This window comes from Luteimonas sp. Soil_C_16, from assembly GCF_057657295.1.
Map to the genome: position 1 here is coordinate 438,787 of NZ_JBDGIS010000001.1, position 15,057 is coordinate 453,843.

17 protein-coding genes are annotated in these 15,057 nt (G+C 70.3%); 7 read left to right on the forward strand and 10 right to left on the reverse strand.

Annotation, left to right across the window (positions count from 1 at the left end):
• Positions 1-27 precede the first annotated feature (27 nt).
• The 4 genes from AC3A5T_RS01920 to AC3A5T_RS01935 are packed head-to-tail and all read left to right on the forward strand — an operon-like array spanning position 28 to position 5,070.
• Positions 28-1,488, forward strand: a complete 1,461-nt coding sequence (locus AC3A5T_RS01920; RefSeq protein ID WP_487627110.1) for an amidase family protein — start codon at positions 28-30, stop codon at positions 1,486-1,488.
• On the forward strand, positions 1,488-2,120 hold the full coding sequence (locus AC3A5T_RS01925; protein ID WP_487627111.1) for an FMN-binding negative transcriptional regulator: 633 nt from the start codon (positions 1,488-1,490) through the stop codon (positions 2,118-2,120). The genes AC3A5T_RS01920 and AC3A5T_RS01925 overlap by 1 nt, the downstream gene beginning before the upstream one ends.
• Positions 2,117-3,100: an alpha/beta hydrolase gene (locus AC3A5T_RS01930; RefSeq protein ID WP_487627112.1), complete on the forward strand. Its 984-nt coding sequence runs from the start codon at positions 2,117-2,119 to the stop codon at positions 3,098-3,100. Before AC3A5T_RS01925 ends, AC3A5T_RS01930 begins: the two co-directional genes overlap by 4 nt.
• Entirely contained in the window at positions 3,097-5,070 is a 1,974-nt protein-coding gene (locus AC3A5T_RS01935) for an alpha/beta hydrolase family protein (RefSeq protein WP_487627113.1), read from the forward strand. Before AC3A5T_RS01930 ends, AC3A5T_RS01935 begins: the two co-directional genes overlap by 4 nt.
• Before the next feature lie 27 nt (positions 5,071-5,097).
• On the opposite strand, the gene AC3A5T_RS01940 is transcribed toward AC3A5T_RS01935, so the two are convergent.
• Entirely contained in the window at positions 5,098-5,760 is a 663-nt protein-coding gene (locus AC3A5T_RS01940) for a LysE family translocator (RefSeq protein WP_487627114.1), read from the reverse strand.
• Between the two features lie 148 nt (positions 5,761-5,908).
• Here AC3A5T_RS01940 and AC3A5T_RS01945 point away from each other — a divergent pair, with 148 nt between their 5' ends.
• Complete coding sequence (locus AC3A5T_RS01945) at positions 5,909-7,057, forward strand: aldo/keto reductase (protein WP_487627115.1); 1,149 nt, start codon at positions 5,909-5,911, stop codon at positions 7,055-7,057.
• Positions 7,058-7,078: 21 nt separating this feature from the next.
• Here the strand turns inward: AC3A5T_RS01945 and AC3A5T_RS01950 are convergent, their stop codons facing one another.
• The 5 genes from AC3A5T_RS01950 to AC3A5T_RS01970 all read right to left on the reverse strand — a co-directional run bounded on the left by AC3A5T_RS01950 (position 7,079) and on the right by AC3A5T_RS01970 (position 9,758).
• On the reverse strand, positions 7,079-7,615 hold the full coding sequence (locus tag AC3A5T_RS01950; protein WP_487627116.1) for a nucleoside 2-deoxyribosyltransferase domain-containing protein: 537 nt from the start codon (positions 7,613-7,615) through the stop codon (positions 7,079-7,081).
• A gap of 70 nt (positions 7,616-7,685) precedes the next feature.
• Positions 7,686-8,810 carry an alpha/beta hydrolase family protein gene (locus AC3A5T_RS01955; protein WP_487627117.1) on the reverse strand — a complete coding sequence of 375 codons (1,125 nt, stop codon included), beginning with the start codon at positions 8,808-8,810 and terminating at the stop codon, positions 7,686-7,688.
• A 53-nt stretch (positions 8,811-8,863) separates the two neighbouring features.
• A complete protein-coding gene (locus AC3A5T_RS01960; protein ID WP_487627118.1) occupies positions 8,864-9,262 on the reverse strand; it encodes a VOC family protein in 399 nt (132 codons plus the stop codon).
• A complete protein-coding gene (locus AC3A5T_RS01965; RefSeq protein ID WP_487627119.1) occupies positions 9,259-9,501 on the reverse strand; it encodes a DUF1653 domain-containing protein in 243 nt (80 codons plus the stop codon). Before AC3A5T_RS01965 ends, AC3A5T_RS01960 begins: the two co-directional genes overlap by 4 nt.
• A 26-nt stretch (positions 9,502-9,527) precedes the next feature.
• Entirely contained in the window at positions 9,528-9,758 is a 231-nt protein-coding gene (locus AC3A5T_RS01970) for a hypothetical protein (RefSeq protein WP_487627120.1), read from the reverse strand.
• 82 nt (positions 9,759-9,840) lie between these two features.
• Here AC3A5T_RS01970 and AC3A5T_RS01975 point away from each other — a divergent pair, with 82 nt between their 5' ends.
• Positions 9,841-11,292 carry a DNA recombination protein RmuC gene (locus AC3A5T_RS01975; protein ID WP_332078936.1) on the forward strand — a complete coding sequence of 484 codons (1,452 nt, stop codon included), beginning with the start codon at positions 9,841-9,843 and terminating at the stop codon, positions 11,290-11,292.
• 149 nt (positions 11,293-11,441) lie between these two features.
• Complete coding sequence (locus AC3A5T_RS01980; RefSeq protein ID WP_487627121.1) at positions 11,442-11,987, forward strand: glutathione peroxidase; 546 nt, start codon at positions 11,442-11,444, stop codon at positions 11,985-11,987.
• A 407-nt stretch (positions 11,988-12,394) separates the two neighbouring features.
• Here AC3A5T_RS01980 and AC3A5T_RS01985 read toward each other — a convergent pair whose 3' ends face one another.
• From AC3A5T_RS01985 to mlaD, 4 genes are read right to left on the reverse strand one after another with little or no spacing between them, the layout of a single operon-like run.
• Complete coding sequence (locus AC3A5T_RS01985; RefSeq protein ID WP_487627122.1) at positions 12,395-13,477, reverse strand: MlaA family lipoprotein; 1,083 nt, start codon at positions 13,475-13,477, stop codon at positions 12,395-12,397.
• 38 nt (positions 13,478-13,515) lie between these two features.
• Positions 13,516-13,803 carry an STAS domain-containing protein gene (locus tag AC3A5T_RS01990; RefSeq protein ID WP_487627123.1) on the reverse strand — a complete coding sequence of 96 codons (288 nt, stop codon included), beginning with the start codon at positions 13,801-13,803 and terminating at the stop codon, positions 13,516-13,518.
• The gene (locus AC3A5T_RS01995; RefSeq protein ID WP_332079681.1) at positions 13,803-14,465 is read right to left on the reverse strand and encodes an MlaC/ttg2D family ABC transporter substrate-binding protein; all 663 of its coding nucleotides are present in this window, start codon (positions 14,463-14,465) and stop codon (positions 13,803-13,805) included. The genes AC3A5T_RS01990 and AC3A5T_RS01995 overlap by 1 nt, the downstream gene beginning before the upstream one ends.
• A 5-nt stretch (positions 14,466-14,470) precedes the next feature.
• Positions 14,471-15,025 (reverse strand): outer membrane lipid asymmetry maintenance protein MlaD, encoded by a 555-nt coding sequence (gene mlaD, locus AC3A5T_RS02000; RefSeq protein ID WP_332078933.1) that lies wholly within the window; start codon positions 15,023-15,025, stop codon positions 14,471-14,473.
• Positions 15,026-15,057: the final 32 nt, after the last annotated feature.

The following is a 15,057-nucleotide window of genomic DNA, read 5'->3' on the forward strand; positions in this document are numbered from 1 at the left end:
CCATTGCGGCCGGAGATCTGTTTTCCCATGACCGTGTTCGATTCCCCGGCCGGCCTCGCCGATGCGCTCGCGCTCGGCCGGCTGGACGCCCACGCCCAGGGTGCGCTGCGCGCCCGCGGCGAGCTGGGTGCGCTGGATCTCACCGACGCGGCGATTCTCCGCGCCCGCCATTTCGATCCCGTCCTCGGCGCGCTGAGCCACACCGCGTTCGATGCGGCGCGCCGGCACGCACGCGCACTCGATGCCGCCGGCGTCGATCCCGCCGCGCCGCTGGCCGGCGTGCCGTGGCTGCCGAAGGATTCGCTGCGCGTGCCCGGCATGCCGACGCGTGGCGGATCGCGCAGCCGCACCGGCACGCTGGCGACCGCGGATGAGGCCTCGCCTTTCGTCCGGCGCTTCGAGGCCGCCGGTCTCGTCGCGATCGGCAAGAGCGCGATGCCCGAGTTCGGCCTGATGGGGTCCACCGAGCCCCTGCTCGGCCCGGTCACTGCGAACCCGTGGTCGCTGACGCATTCGCCGGGTGGTTCCAGCGGCGGCGCCGGCGCAGCGCTCGCGGCCGGCATCGTGCCGCTGGCCCATGGTAGCGACGGTGCAGGTTCGATCCGGATTCCCGCATCGGCCTGTGGCGTCGTCGGCCTCAAGCCCGGACGCGGTGCCTGCGTGCCGGTGCGCGGGCGTCATGCGATCGAAGACCTGATCGTCGCCGACAGCCTGATGTCACGCAGCGTGCGCGATACCGCGTGGGCCTTCGCCGCCGCGCATCCGGAGTCGCCCGCCGTGGTGACCGGGCCGGACGCGCGCCGTCTGCGCGTCGGACTGGTCGTCGATGCATTGCCCGGGCTCGCGCCCGATCCCGAGGTCGCCGCCGCGCTCGATGCCACGGCGCGTCTGTGCGAATCGCTGGGCCACCACGTCGAGCCGGTCGCCTGGCCACTGCCGGGCGAGGCGGTGTGGGCCGCGCTGTACACCTTGTGGTCGCGGCTCGGTGCGGACGCGGTCGAACTCGCGGTCGCGCAAGGCGGCATCGCGTTCGCCGAACGTGCGCTGGAGCCGTGGACGCGCGGCCTCGCCCACTGGCACGACACGCACTGCGGAGTGCCCGAACTCGAACAGGCCTGGGCGACCGTCGCCGCCCTGCCTGCGGCGTTCGCCGACTTCCATGCGCACCACGACGTGCTGCTGTGCCCGACACTGCGCACGCCGCCACCGACGCTCGGCACGCTCGCGCCCGATCGCGACTTCGATGCGCTGATGCCGGCGATGTTCGAATGGATCTCCTACACACCGCTTCAGAATCTGGCTGGCACGCCGGCGATCTCGCTACCGCTCGCGCACAGCCGCGACGGCCTGCCGATCGGCCTGCAGTTCGCCGCCGACCGCGGACTCGAAACCATGCTGCTCGCACTCGCCTTCGAGCTGGAATCGGCCGCGCCGTGGTGCGACCGTTGGCCGCCGGTCTCGGTGGCCGCCACACAGGACACACACTGATGGGCCACGCCCGCGATTCCCGATACGCCCCGCGCCACGACGGCGACGTGCGGCGCCTGCTCGACGCGCAGCCGTTCGCATGGCTGGTCTCCGCCGGCGGCGACGATGCCGCGTTCACGCCGCTGCCGCTGCGCACCGAAGTCGATGCCGACGGCCGTCTGGTCGCGCTGCGCGGACACGTCGCGCGTCGCAATCCGCATGTCGCGCGGCTGCGTCGCGATCCCATCGCCTATGCGCTGGTGATCGGGCCGCATGCCTACGTGTCGCCGAGCTGGCTCGACGATCGCACCCAGGCACCGAGCTGGAACTACGCCGCCGCCGCGTTCACCCTGCACGTCGACTGCAGCGAGACCGAAGCCGACATCGCCGACGAACTCGATGCCCTGGTCACGTCGATGGAAGCCGGGCGACCGAACGCGTGGGCGCTGCCGGAAATGGGCGAACGCTACGCGCGCCTCGCGCAGGGCGTCACCGCATTGCGGGGCCGGATCCTCGATACGCGCGCGACGTTCAAGCTCGGCCAGGACGAGGCACCGCACGATTTCGCGCAGCTGATCGCGGGCCTGGTCAGCGGCGGCGAACACGATCTCGTCGCCTGGATGCGCGATTTCGACGCGGACCGCCCTGCATGAGCGCGAGTCTCGACGCATTGGATCCGGCGCTGCGCACGTTCGTGCAGACCGTCTGCAGCGAGGGCGCGCGACTCGCCGGTGGTCAACGACTCGACTGGCCACAGCAACGCGCGATCGCGGAGACCGTGCGCACGCCGTGGCGCGCGGGCGGACCGGAGATGGCAGCGACCACGATGCACCGGATCGCCCACGGCGCCGACGGTTTCGACGTGCGCGTGCACCGACCGCAGGGCGTGACCACACGCGCGCCGGCGCTGGTGTATCTGCACGGCGGCGGCTGGTGTCTCTTCAGTCTCGACACGCACGACCGGCTGATGCGCGAACTCGCCGAACGCGCCGGCGTGGTCGTGATCGGCGTGGACTACGCGCTGGCACCCGAGCATCCATATCCGGTCGCGCTGGAGCAGTGCCTCGCCGCGATCCGGGCATTGCGCGAGCAGCCCGACACGTTCGGGATCGACGCGACGCGCTTGGCGCTGGGCGGCGATTCGGCCGGCGCGAATCTCGCGCTCGCGACCGCCCTGCGCCTGCGCGATGTCGGTGCACTTTGCGGCATCGACACGCTGCTGCTGCTCTACGGCGCCTTCGACACCGCGCTCGACGCCGATTCGGTGCGCACCCTCGGCACCGCTGACGACATGCTCAGTGCCGACGAGATGGCGGCTTACTGGACTGCGTATCTCGGGCCCGACGCAGCCACATGTCGCGATGGCTACGCCGTACCCGCACACGCCGCGCTGCACGACCTGCCGCCGACGCTGCTGCTGTGGGGCGAGCGCGACGTGCTCGCGGCGCAGAGCGCGTCGATGACGGCGCGGCTGCGCGCGGCCGGCGTCGAGGTCGACGCGCATGCCTACCCGCGGACGCCGCACAGTTTCATCGAGGCGATGTCGATTTCGGACATCGCCCGCGATGCACTCGTCCGCGGCGCAGGCTGGCTGCGCACCCATCTCGCCGTGACGCAGGACGCTTCCGCATGATCCGCCACCTGCTGCTGTCCTGCGCCTTGTTGTCGCTGGCGCCGCTCGCGTCCGCGCAGGTGCCCGCAACGCGCGCGCATGTGCCGACGCCGCAGGACATCGCCGCGCTGCTTGCTGTCGACGATCCGCAGATCAGCCCCGATGGCCGCCGGATCGCCTACACCGTCGGCACGCCGCGCGCCGACGGCAAACCGCCGCGCACGCAGCTGTGGCGCGTCGCATTCGACGGCGACGCCGCGCCGCGTGCGATTCCCTTGCCTGCCGAGGCCAGCGACCGGCAGCCGCGCTGGTCGCGTGACGGCACGCAGCTGCTGTTCCTGTCGGACCGGCCGGTATCGGGCGGAACCCCGCTCGGTGCGAACCAGGTCTGGCGCGTCGCTGCCGACGGCACGCAGGCAACGCTGCTGACCCGTGCCGCGACCGATGTCGCCAGCTTCGATCTGTCCGCCGATGGCCGCCGCATCGCATGGCTGGCGACCGACGCGCCCTCGCACGCGGACGCCGCTCGCATCGCGGCCAAGGACGATGCGGTCGTCGTCGAACGGCCCACGCGGTTCTCGCGCGTCTGGGTGCAGGATCTCGCGACCGGTGCCGCGCGCGTGCTGACGCCGACCGGGATGCAGGTCCACGATCTCGCCTGGTCGCCCGATGGCCGCACGCTCGCGCTGCGCCGCTCGACCGGCACCACGCTCAACGACTTCTGGTACGACTCGGCGGTCGTACTGCTGGATGTCGACAGCGGCCGCATCGGCGACGTGCTGGAACCGCACGCGTCCGCGCATCCGCTGCAGTGGTCGCCCGACGGCACGCGTCTGCTGTACGGCCGGCTCGGCGCGCACGGCATGGTCGCGACGCCGATCGTCCACGACATCGCGCGCGACACGCAGGTGGCGCTCGGCGAGAGCTGGCCCGGCACGTTGTGGCTCGCCCGCTGGCAGACCGACACCACGCTGCTCGGCCAGGGCCAGCGCGCCATCCGCGGTGCGCTGCTGCGACTCGATGCGTCGAGCGGTGCGGCCACCGAACTCGCGCAGCCGCAGATTCCGTATCGCAGCTTCACCGCCTCGGCCGATGGCCGCATCGCCTACCTCGGCCTGCGCGACGACAGCCCGGGCAACGTCTGGACCTGGGATGGCACCCGGCTCGCGCAGCGCAGCGATCACCAGCCGCAGGTCGCGGACTGGGCGCTCGGCCGCGTGCGCGAACTCGAATGGGCGTCGTCGCGCGATGGCCGCGCGATCAGCGGCCTGCTGGTCACGCCTTCCGACTGGGACGGCCAGACGCCATTGCCGACGCTGGTGCAGATCCACGGCGGACCGGCGTGGGCGTGGTGGTCGGGCTGGCAGGGTTCGTGGCACGAGTGGGCGCAGCTGCTCGCCTCGCGCGGGTACGCCGTGCTGCTGCCGAATCCGCGCGGCTCCGAAGGCCACGGCACTGCGTTCGCCGAACTCGCCCGCGGCGACTGGGGCGACGGCCCGCTGCAGGACGTGCTCGACGGTGTCGACGTGCTGGAAGCCGAAGGCGTCGTCGACCCGAAGCGCCTCGCGATCGGCGGCTGGAGTTACGGCGGTTATCTGTCGGCGTGGGCGGTCGCGCGCAGTGAGCGGTTCCGCACGGCGATCGTCGGCGCCGGCGTGCTCGATCTCGCCAGCGCGGCGCTGACCAACGACGTGCCGGATTACCTGCCCGGCTATTTCGGCGATCCGCTGCGCGAACGCGACACCTACGACGCGCAGTCGCCGGTGCATCACGCCGCGGACGTGCGCGTGCCGGTGCTGCTGTTGCACGGCGAAGCCGATGCACGCGTGCCGCTGTCGCAGGCGCAGATGTTCCACCGCGCCTTGCGCTTCAATGGCACGCCGGTCGAACTGGTGACCTATCCGCGCGGGCCGCACTGGTTCCACGAGCAGGCGCACGAGATCGACCTGCAGCAACGCGTCGTCGACTGGCTCGATCGCAGCTTGCGTTGAGCGTGTCGCACGACGCGCCGACGCATTTCAGTTGAACGCGAGGCGGACGCCGAAGCCGACCAGGCACGCGCCGGCCACACGCCGCAGCCACGTCGCGATGCGCGGATCGCGTGCCACCCGCGCACGCAGCGCATGGCCGGCGAGGATCAGCAGCGAGCAGTACAGCAGTCCAAGCAGGCAGATCAGCGCCGACATCGTCGCGAACGTCGCGAGGCCGCGGTGCTGCGCCGGATCGATGAACAGCGGAAAGAACGCCATGTAGAACAGCACGGCCTTCGGATTGAGCAACGTGATCAGCAGGCCCTGCCGGAACCAGTGGCCGCTGCCCATCGAGACCATGCCCGCGCCGTCGCCGCGACTGCGCAGCAGCTGCACACCGATCCACACCAGGTACGCCGCGCCGAGCCATTGCACGCCGCGGAACAGCATCGGATTGGCGGCGAGCAATGCGGCCACGCCGCCGGCCGCCAGCCACAACAGGATCTGGTCGCCGAGCGCCAGGCCGAAGAACGCCGCATAGCCGCCGCGCACGCCGCCGCGCGCGGTCGCGGTCAGCAACGCGAATGTGCCGGGCCCCGGAATCGCGAGGAACACGAGCACCGCGACCACGAAGGTCGGCAGATCGGAAATGCCCATCCAGCCCATGTCGTCACCGCCGCGGATCGAGCGCGAATGATACGCAGGCGACACGCGCAATCGGCACCGCGCTGCGCCTTCCAATACTGGTTCACGGTGTCTGGTCGGCGCGGCTGGCACCGTGTGCAGTCGCGGGCATCGACGCAGGGCGGCCAGACGGCCGGGAGGCGATGGTCGCAATTCCCTGCTGCCGGAGATCCCCATGCATTCACGTCGCACCTTCCTGTCCGCCGCCGCGCTCGGCGCTGCCACCCTCGCCGCCGCGCCGCTGATCGCCAGCGCGCAGACCACGCCCGGTGATGTCCTGCCGACGCAGGGCCGTCGTGGCGCAAGTCCATTGCCGACCAATCCCGCAGGCGGCCGCAAGTACCGCCCGACCGCGCGCGTCGGCCTCGGCGGCGCGCCGCTCGGCAACAACTGGGCGGTGGTCACCGAAGACGACGCGCAGGCCACGCTGGAAGCCGCGTGGGATGGCGGCATGCGCCTGTTCGACACGTCGCCCTGGTACGGCCTGGGCCGCTCCGAGCGTCGCTTCGGCCATGTGCTGGGCCAGAAGCCGCGCGAGGAATACGTCATCTCCAGCAAGGTCGGCCGCCTGCTGACCGCGACGAAGGAGACGCCGAAGGTCAGCTGGAAGGAGCCGCCGCCCTTCGCCTACCGCTACGACTACAGCGCCGAGGGCACGCGCCGTTCGGTCGAAGACAGCCTGCAGCGTCTGGGCATCGATTCGCTCGACATCGTGCTCGTGCACGATCTGTCACCCGACAACGGCGACATGGGCGAGCGCTGGCTCGAATACTTCGAGCAGGCGCGCACCGGCGCGTTCCCGGAACTGACGAAGATGCGCGAGGAAGGCCTGATCAAGGCCTGGGGCATGGGCGTGAACACGCCGGACCCGGCGATGCGAGCGATCGAAGTCAGTGATCCGGACATCTTCCTGCTCGCCTGCCAGTACTCGCTGCTCGACCACACGCACGCGCTCGAACACACCTTCCCGAACCTCGCCACGCGCGGCATCTCGGTGATCGTCGGTTCGCCGCTGCTGGCCGGCTTCCTCGCCGGTCGCGATCGCTACCTCTACGGCTCGCAGCCGGTGCCGCCGGACGCACAGCAGAAGCGCGCGAAGGCCGAAGAGATCGTGCGCGCGCACGGCGTCGACCTGCGCACCGTCGCGCTGCAGTTCGCCAATGCACCGGAAGTGGTTTCGGCGATCGTGCCGGGCTCGCGCAATGCCGAACAAGTCGCCGCGAACATCGAATCGATGTCGGTCGCGATTCCGGCGGCGGTGTGGTCGGATCTGCGCGCCGCGAAGATCATCACCGCGAACGCGCCGGTGCCGAACGCGGCTTGAGACCGTTGAACGCGTCCGGCGCTACGGCGCCGGACGTGCCGCGACGCGCGCACGCACCGCGTCGATCAGTGCCGGCAAGGTCTCGTATCTCGGCACCCCGTAGCGCTCGGCGGTGATGTCGAGATTGCCTTTGCGGAAGTAGCCTGCCGGCGCGGCGAGCAGCAGCTTGCCGGAGCGGGCATACAGGCCGAATTCGAGCAGCGTGATCGGGCTCTGCGTGCCGGGTGCGAAATACATCAGCACGAGATCGGCGCGCTCCAGCGCGTCGAGTTCCCATTCCACCTGACGGCGGAACTCGGGTTCGTCAGCCTCCGGTCGCCAGTCGGGATTCCAGTCGGCACGGCGCGGATTGAGCAGCACCACGTCGAGATCGGCCAGTGCGTTCTGCACGTCCTGTTGCCAGTCACCGGCGCGGCCCATTTCGATACTGCCGGCGAGGAACACCTTCGGACGCGCATCGTCCGCGATCGCATCGGGCGAGGTGATCGTCGTGGCGGCGGACGCCGACAGCGGCGCGAGGGCGCACAGACACAGCGCAACGAACAGGCTTCGGGACATCACGGGCACGCGCAGTCAGGGACGCGCCATGATCGCAGACGCCCGCCGTCGTGTCCGTGTCACCGATTGCTCAACGTGGCGGCCGCGCGGTCAGCACATCGAAGGCTTCGTCGATCTGCTCGGGCGGAAAGCCGCAGTGGCCTTCGCCCGCCGGCGGCAGCACCGTCACCTTGTCGGCGTGCCCCGCCGTGGCTGCGAGTGCGGGATAGACGCTCTGCCAACGTGGCGGAATCGTCGGATCGTTGTGGTTGTAGCGCAGCACCACCGGCTTGCCGATGGCGCCGCGCAGCTCGGTGGTGTCGTCCAGATAGGCCATCGCCTGCGGGCTGGCGGTGTAGCGACGCACACCGGCATTGAACGCGGCATCGTCGCCGAATCCGCTGTACACCGTGTCGCGATTGCCGACCGGCAGACCGCCCGCACGCGCGATCATTTCGCGTTGCACCAGCACGTGCAGGCTGAGCGTGCCGGCGAGCGCATCGGGCGCGACTTCCAGCGCGCGTGCGAGCGTGGCGGCGGCATCGGGATTGGCTGCGAGCGCAGTGCCGATCGCCGTCATCAACGCGACCTGGTCGGCGCGCGGATCATCGAGTGGGGGTGCCGCCGGATCGGACAGACTGCCACCCGGCAGGCCGGCATCGGGAAACAGGACGTCGAACGCGACCAGCGAACGCAGCGTCTCGGCGAATACCTGCGTCGCGGGCACGTTGACGCCACACAGCGACAGCGCGCCGTCGTAGGCCGCGCCGTGCTGCTCCAGGCTGGCGAGGGCGACCATTCCACCCATCGACATGCCGACCAGCCAGCTGCGCTTCGGATCGTGGCGCGCGGCGACATGGGCGCGCAGGCGCTCGCTGTCGGCGATCGCATCGGCAACCGCCCAGCCCTGCGAGGCGTACGCGCTCTCGGCGACCGCATAGCCGCGGGCGAGAAAGATCGCCGTCGCCGGATCGGCCGGCCAGGGCGTTTCGCGCGGTACGCCGCGCGACTCGTAGCCGTGCAGCAGCACGACGAGTTCGCCGTTCCAGTCGGCCGGAATCTCGAAGCGCCAGGGCGCGCCGGCGAGCGTGCCGGTCTCGACGACCGGTGCCGCGCGGGTGATCGGCGGCGGCGATTGTGCGGGCGTGCCCGCGCAGCCGGCGAACAGGGCGACGGCGACCGCGAGTGCGGCGCCGCGCAGCAGGTGATGTCGCATCGTCGGAACCTCCCCGGGCCTGCGGCGGAGCATCGCACGACGCCGGTGCGCGGTCAGCCGGTGGCCGTCGGCGCCTCGCGCACTTCTTCCATCAGCCCGACGAGGTTGCCGTCCGGATCGCGCAGGAAGCCGATCCACAGGTCGTGATCGGGAATCCGCGCGGCGAGCGCGGGTGCGCGTTCCGACACCGCGCCCTTCGCGACGCAACCCTCGAAGACGCGCACGATGTCGTGCACGTGGAAGTACAGCACCGAATTGCAACCCGGCGCGCCCGCACCCTGCGGCGTGCTGAGCATCAGGCGTACGCCGCCCGCATCGAGGAACGCGAGCCCGGGCCCGGCGCGGAACAGGAAGTCGAGCGCCAGCACGTCGCGGTAGAAGCCGAGCGCGGTGTCGACGTCGGACACGGTCACGGCCACCTGGCGCAGCGCGATCGCAGGCACGGCGTTCATCGCACGCCCTCCGGCAACGGCGCGAAGCGCGGCACGTCGGTGCCGTCCACATCGACGGTTTCGACGAACATCGCATGCGGCCGTACCCACAACGCGCCTTCGCCGTACAGCGGGCGGTAGACGACCACCGGTTCCAGCGTCTCGCTGTGCCGCGCCACGCCGATGACGTCGTAATCGCGGCCCTTGTAATGGCGGTAGCGGCCCGGCACGAGCGCGGGCAATGCGGGCAGATCGGACATCGGCGTCTCCGGTGAAAGGTCGAGGATCAGCGGCGCGCGCGTGTCGACGCGAACAGGCCGGACACGTAGACGAGCAGCCCGATCACCACCACCGCGCCGCCGACGATCCGGCCGAGATCGCGCGCGCCGGCGTCGGTGGCGAACAGATGGATCGCGACGAGTACGCCCGCGCCGATCAGCAGCAGGCAGCGGCCGAGCATCACCATCGGCCGGGTGAACCGCCGCTTCGCCTCGTCGATCGGCCGGTTGCGCTGCATCGTCGTCGCCTCGTGTTCGATACCGGATGCGAGTTTCGCACGCAGGCGCAGCCGCTGAGACGCCGACCGCTAGAATCACCGGATGAATGCCACGCTCGTCCTGCTCGCCCTGATCCTGCTGCTGGTCGCCATCGCGACCGGCCTCCTCGTCGTTCTCGTGTTGCGCCGGCCCGGCCAGGGCAGCGACACGCTGGAGCGCGTGTTGCGCGAGGAACAGCGTGACGGCCGCGGCGAACTGCGCCAGCAGCTCGATGCCTCCGCGGCCTCGCAGGCGCAGCGCATCGACGCGTTCGGTGCGCAGCTGCAGGCCGTCGCCGCGCGCACCGACCAGCGTCTGGACGAGTTCACCCTGCGCACCGACGCACGGCTCGATGCGTTCACCCGCACCACCGACGAGCGCCTCGGCGTGCTGCGCGCCGCGCTGACCGAGGACGCGCGCAAGACGCGCACCGAAGGCGCCGAGCAGCAGCAGCGGTTTGCCGATGCGCTCGGCGCGCGCCTCAACGAGCTGACCCAGCGCAACGAACAGCGCATCGGCGAGATGCGCACGACGCTCGAGCAGCAGCTGCAGCGTCTGCAGGCCGACAACGCCAGCAAGCTCGACCAGATGCGCGCGACCGTCGACGAGAAACTTCAGACTACGCTCAATACGCGCCTCGATGCCTCGTTCAAAATCGTGTCCGAGCGACTGGAACAGGTGCAGCGCGGCCTCGGCGAAATGCAGCAGCTGGCGACCGGCGTCGGCGATCTCAAGCGCGTGCTGACCAACGTCAAGGACCGTGGCGGCTGGGGCGAAGTGCAGCTGGAGAACATCCTCGAGCAGACGCTGACGATGGAGCAGTACGCGCGCGGCGTGCGGGTGAAACCCGACAGCGCGGAAGCCGTGGATTTCGCGATCCGCCTGCCCGGCCGCGGCGACGACACGGTGGTGTGGTTGCCGGTCGATGCCAAGTTTCCGCGCGAGGATTACGAGCGCCTGATCGACGCCCAGGAGAAGGGCGATCTCGACGCGCTCAAGAGTTCCGCCGCGCAGCTCGAACGCGCGATCCGCGTGCAGGCCAAGTCGATCAGCGACAAGTACGTGTGCCCGCCGCATACGACGGATTTCGCGGTGATGTTCCTGCCGACCGAAGGCCTGTATGCCGAAGTGATCCGCCGCGCCGGACTCGTCGATCTGCTGCAACGCGAACATCGCGTCGTGCTCGCCGGCCCGACCACGTTCACCGCCCTGCTCAACAGTCTGCAGATGGGCTTCCGCACGCTGGCGATCGAGAAGCGTTCCAGCGAGGTCTGGCAGGTGCTGGGCGCGGTGAAGAGCGAGTTCGGCAAGTTCGCCGGCATTCTCGAAAAGGCCGAGAAGCAGATCACCACCGTCGGCAAGAGTCTCGGCGAGGCCAGCCGCAAGACGCGGACGATCGAGCGTCGCCTGCGCGGCGTGGAGTCGCTGCCGGGGCCGGATGCGCAGGCGCTGCTGGGCGAGGCGCTGGACGACGTGGCGGGCGACGAGGACGACGAGGGGTCGCAGGCGCCGTAAGCGCCCTGGCGCTAATTACGGCTTGATCGAGCTGGACGCGTGATGGGTTTCGCCGCGCTCGACCCATCCTACGGTTGTGGCGGGCGGTGAATCCGCGGAAACGCGTGGGCCGCTAACATCAGGCGTCTTCTCTCATCGAGCCCACCGCCATGACCGCACCGCTGACCGACATCCCGCTCAAGACCATCGACGGCGACACGACGACGCTCGGCGCGCATGCCGGCAAGGTGCTGCTGGTGGTCAACGTCGCGTCCAAGTGCGGCCTGACGCCGCAGTACGAAGGGCTCGAAGCGCTGTACCGCGAGAAGCGCGATGCAGGTCTGGAAGTGCTGGGCTTTCCGGCCAACGATTTCGCCGGCCAGGAGCCGGGCAGCGACGCCGAGATCCAGCAGTTCTGCAGCCTGAGCTACGACGTCAGCTTTCCGCTGTTCTCGAAGATCGCGGTGACCGGCGATGCGATGCATCCGCTCTACGCCGCGCTGACGACCGCGCAGCCCGAGGCGACCGGCGAAGGCCCGATGCGCGAGAAGCTGCGCGCCTTCGGCCCGCCGAATCCGGCGCCGGGCGTGCTGTGGAATTTCGAGAAGTTCCTGATCGACCGGCACGGGCATGTGGTCGGCCGGTTCGCACCGGACGTGAAAGCAGACGACCCTCGCCTGCGTGCGGCGGTGGAGGCGGCATTGGCGGGCGAGTGATTGTTGCGGGTGTGGGTTCTGCGGTGACGGGTTCGGGTCGACGCCGCGTCCTGCTTTGAATTTCCTACGGGAAGCGCCCTCACCCCAACCCCTCTCCCAAGGGGAGAGGGGCTCGTGTCATGCACGACCGCGCGCTTCTGAGCCCCTCTCCCTTTGGGAGAGGGGTTGGGGTGAGGGCCGCTTTTCGCAGGCGCGCTCTTCGCAGCGACGCTCTCGAAGCGCCACGTCGCGCGCGCTCGGTTCCAACGGAATGCCCAGACGCGAGATGCACCCGCGCGTCGCCGGATTTGCCGACAACGGGTGCTTCGCGCCCACCCAACCCTCCCCCGTAATCGAGGGAGGGCTACAACAGAAAGCCCCGCTTCCGCGGGGCTTTTTTCGATCACTTCAACGACCCACCCGATCCATCAAGGCGTCGGCGACAGCGGCACCATCGGCATCACGTCGACCGGCACGGTCGGCATCGCGTCGTCGTCGTAGAGGTAATCCGGCAGGCCGGCTTCGTCGTCGTCGCGGTTGGCGCGGCGCACGGATTCGATCTGGTAGGCGCGGCGCTGCATCCAGGCGTCGCGGATCAGCGCGTACTCGTCGGTCGCGCCTTCGCGCATGCTGTCGACGGCGAACAGGCGCGTACGCAGGTCGACCAGCTGCAGGCCCTGCAGGCCGTAGCGCCACGGATCGTCGCCGACCTGGCGCAGCGGCGACAGCGGCGCATCGCCGACCAGACCGAACCCGTCGCGCAGCGTGCGCGGGCCGAACAGCGGCAGTTCGAGGTAACGCGAACTGCGCCAGCCCCAGACGCCCATCGTCTGGCCGAAGTCGGCGCTCTGGTTCGGAATCTCCGCATCCGTCGCCGGATCGAAGATGCCGCCGATGCCCAGCGTGCTGTTGACCAGGAAGCGGCCCAGCGACTGTCCCGCCGCCTTCGGTCGACCCTGCAACAGCGCATTGAGCGCGCTGACCGGCTGGCCGAGGTTGCTGAAGAAGTTGGTCACGCCCAGACGCACCGGACGCGGCACGACCTTGGCGTAGACCTTGGCCAGCGGCTTGGCGAAACCGCGGTCGATCGCGCTGTTGAACGCGAACACCTTGCGGTTGAGCGGCTCCCACGGATCGTAGCTGCGCGGCATCTGCGCGGCTTCGGGGAGGGTGGGATCGTAGATCGGGTCGTAGACCGGCTCGCCGTAGAGCGCGGCGTAGTCGAGTTCGGCATCGGTGGGCGTGCCGTTCGCAGGTGCGGCATCGCCGGCCACGCGCGCGGCATCGTCGAAGGCTTCGATGACCACGCCGCTATCGGGCGCGGCCGGCACGTCGGCGGCAGCGGCATCGGCGGCGGTGGGCACGTCGGCGATCGCCGGTGCGGGCGCACTGACGGTCTCGGCCACCGACGCGGGCGCCGGGTCCCGGGGCGCGCCGTTGCCGGCACAGGCGGCGAGCGCTGCCGACGCGATCAGCGGCAGCAGGAAACGGAAGCGGACAAGGCTCGACATCGTCGGATTCCCGAGGGGGGCCGGGGTGGGCAGAAAGGTCACGCGGACACGTAGGCCAGCGTCGGCGTCAAACGGTATGCACGGCAGAGTTCGGCCAGGCCGGGCGGGGTGCCGTCGACGCGCAGGGCGCCATCGCCGGCGAGCTCGGCCAGCAGGGCGAGCCCGGCGCTGTCGAGCGTGGTGACGGCGGTCAGGTCCAGCCGCGCGGCACCCGCGCGACCGGCCTGCGCCTGCGACCACAGCGCCGGCACCGAAGCGGCCACGACGTCGCCGGCGAACGCCAGCGCATCGCCATCGCGTCGAACCGAAGCTGCGGCCGTGCCCATCACTCGGCGGTCGCCTGGATCTGGCCGCTGCGCAGATCGCGCGCGACTTCCTGGATCGACTTGCGCTGCAGCGGGGTGTCGAACTGCTCGCGGAAGGTGCGCACGAACGACACGCCTTCGACCATCACGTCGAACACCTTCCAGGTGCCGCCGCTCTGGCGCATCAGGTAGTCGACCGGAATCGGCTCGCCGCCGCTGCGCAGCAGTTCGCTCGACACGCGCACGCCCAGGCCACGCGGCAGCGGGGCTTCGGACTTGATGCGCACGCGCAGCTGGGTGTTGAAGTCCAGCAGCGAGGAGCCGTACTTGCGCATCAGGTTCTCGGCCAGCGCATCGCCGAACGCCTTGACGTCCGCATCCGACGCACCGCGGCCGTGGCGACCCAGCACCTGCCGCGCCGCGTAGTCGCGGTCGAACATGGTGTTGAATTCGCTGTTGATGAAGGTCTGCAGCGCACCGCGGTCGCGGGTGAACTCGGCGCGGCGCGATTCCAGCGTCTTGAGCACGCGCTCGGTGTTGGCCAGCACCAGCTGGCTCGGCGAGCCGGCCTGCGCGGTGCTGGCGGCAGGTGCGGCGGCCGGACGGGCCTGCGCGAACGCGGCGGCGGGCAGCACCAGCGCGGCGGCGAGGGCGATCGGCAGGGCGCGACGGATCAGGGGCATACGGATCATGGAAGAACTCCTTCGTCACTGGGGGACGCGTCGGGCGACGCGGTGCCGGCTCCGGGCGCGGCTGGCGTGGCGGCGTCGGCACCTTCGCCGCCGCCACCGAACATGTACTTGCCGACCATCTGCATCAGATCCACCGCCGGCGACGTGAAGGCGATCTCCTCGCCCGGCTGCAGCACTTCGAGATCGCCACCGACCGACAGGCCGATGTAGCTCTCGCCGAGCAGGCCGCCGGTGAGGATCGCCGCCGAGGTGTCGGCCGGGATCTCGTTGAAACGGTCTTCGATCTTCATCGACACGATCGAGTCGAAACGCACCGGATCGAGGTCGATGCCGGTCACGCGCCCGATAGTCACGCCGCCCACCTTGACCGGCGCGTTGGGACGCAGCTGGCCGAGATTGCTGAAGCGGGCAGTGAGGTCGTAGGTGCCGCCGCGGCTGAAACCGAACTGGCCGTTGGTCGAGGCGATCGCCAGCACCAGCAGCGACGCGAGCGCGAGCAGCAGGAATGCGCCGACGGCGAGTTCGAGACGGGGACCACGGGCGCTTGTCATGGGTGTCACCTTTGCAGCGGACCGCCGGGTGC

Bases quoted from the DNA above. Each gene is read 5' to 3' on its own strand.
- AC3A5T_RS01920 (WP_487627110.1), top strand. From the start codon at position 28: ATGACCGTGTTCGATTCCCCGGCCGGCCTCGCCGATGCGCTCGCGCTC.
- AC3A5T_RS01925 (WP_487627111.1), top strand. From the start codon at position 1,488: ATGGGCCACGCCCGCGATTCCCGATACGCCCCGCGCCACGACGGCGAC.
- AC3A5T_RS01930 (WP_487627112.1), top strand. From the start codon at position 2,117: ATGAGCGCGAGTCTCGACGCATTGGATCCGGCGCTGCGCACGTTCGTG.
- AC3A5T_RS01935 (WP_487627113.1), top strand. From the start codon at position 3,097: ATGATCCGCCACCTGCTGCTGTCCTGCGCCTTGTTGTCGCTGGCGCCG.
- AC3A5T_RS01945 (WP_487627115.1), top strand. From the start codon at position 5,909: ATGCATTCACGTCGCACCTTCCTGTCCGCCGCCGCGCTCGGCGCTGCC.
- AC3A5T_RS01950 (WP_487627116.1), bottom strand. From the start codon at position 7,615: ATGTCCCGAAGCCTGTTCGTTGCGCTGTGTCTGTGCGCCCTCGCGCCG.
- AC3A5T_RS01955 (WP_487627117.1), bottom strand. From the start codon at position 8,810: ATGCGACATCACCTGCTGCGCGGCGCCGCACTCGCGGTCGCCGTCGCC.
- AC3A5T_RS01960 (WP_487627118.1), bottom strand. From the start codon at position 9,262: ATGAACGCCGTGCCTGCGATCGCGCTGCGCCAGGTGGCCGTGACCGTG.
- AC3A5T_RS01965 (WP_487627119.1), bottom strand. From the start codon at position 9,501: ATGTCCGATCTGCCCGCATTGCCCGCGCTCGTGCCGGGCCGCTACCGC.
- AC3A5T_RS01970 (WP_487627120.1), bottom strand. From the start codon at position 9,758: ATGCAGCGCAACCGGCCGATCGACGAGGCGAAGCGGCGGTTCACCCGG.
- AC3A5T_RS01975 (WP_332078936.1), top strand. From the start codon at position 9,841: ATGAATGCCACGCTCGTCCTGCTCGCCCTGATCCTGCTGCTGGTCGCC.
- AC3A5T_RS01980 (WP_487627121.1), top strand. From the start codon at position 11,442: ATGACCGCACCGCTGACCGACATCCCGCTCAAGACCATCGACGGCGAC.
- AC3A5T_RS01985 (WP_487627122.1), bottom strand. From the start codon at position 13,477: ATGTCGAGCCTTGTCCGCTTCCGTTTCCTGCTGCCGCTGATCGCGTCG.
- AC3A5T_RS01990 (WP_487627123.1), bottom strand. From the start codon at position 13,803: ATGGGCACGGCCGCAGCTTCGGTTCGACGCGATGGCGATGCGCTGGCG.
- AC3A5T_RS01995 (WP_332079681.1), bottom strand. From the start codon at position 14,465: ATGCCCCTGATCCGTCGCGCCCTGCCGATCGCCCTCGCCGCCGCGCTG.
- mlaD (WP_332078933.1), bottom strand. From the start codon at position 15,025: ATGACAAGCGCCCGTGGTCCCCGTCTCGAACTCGCCGTCGGCGCATTC.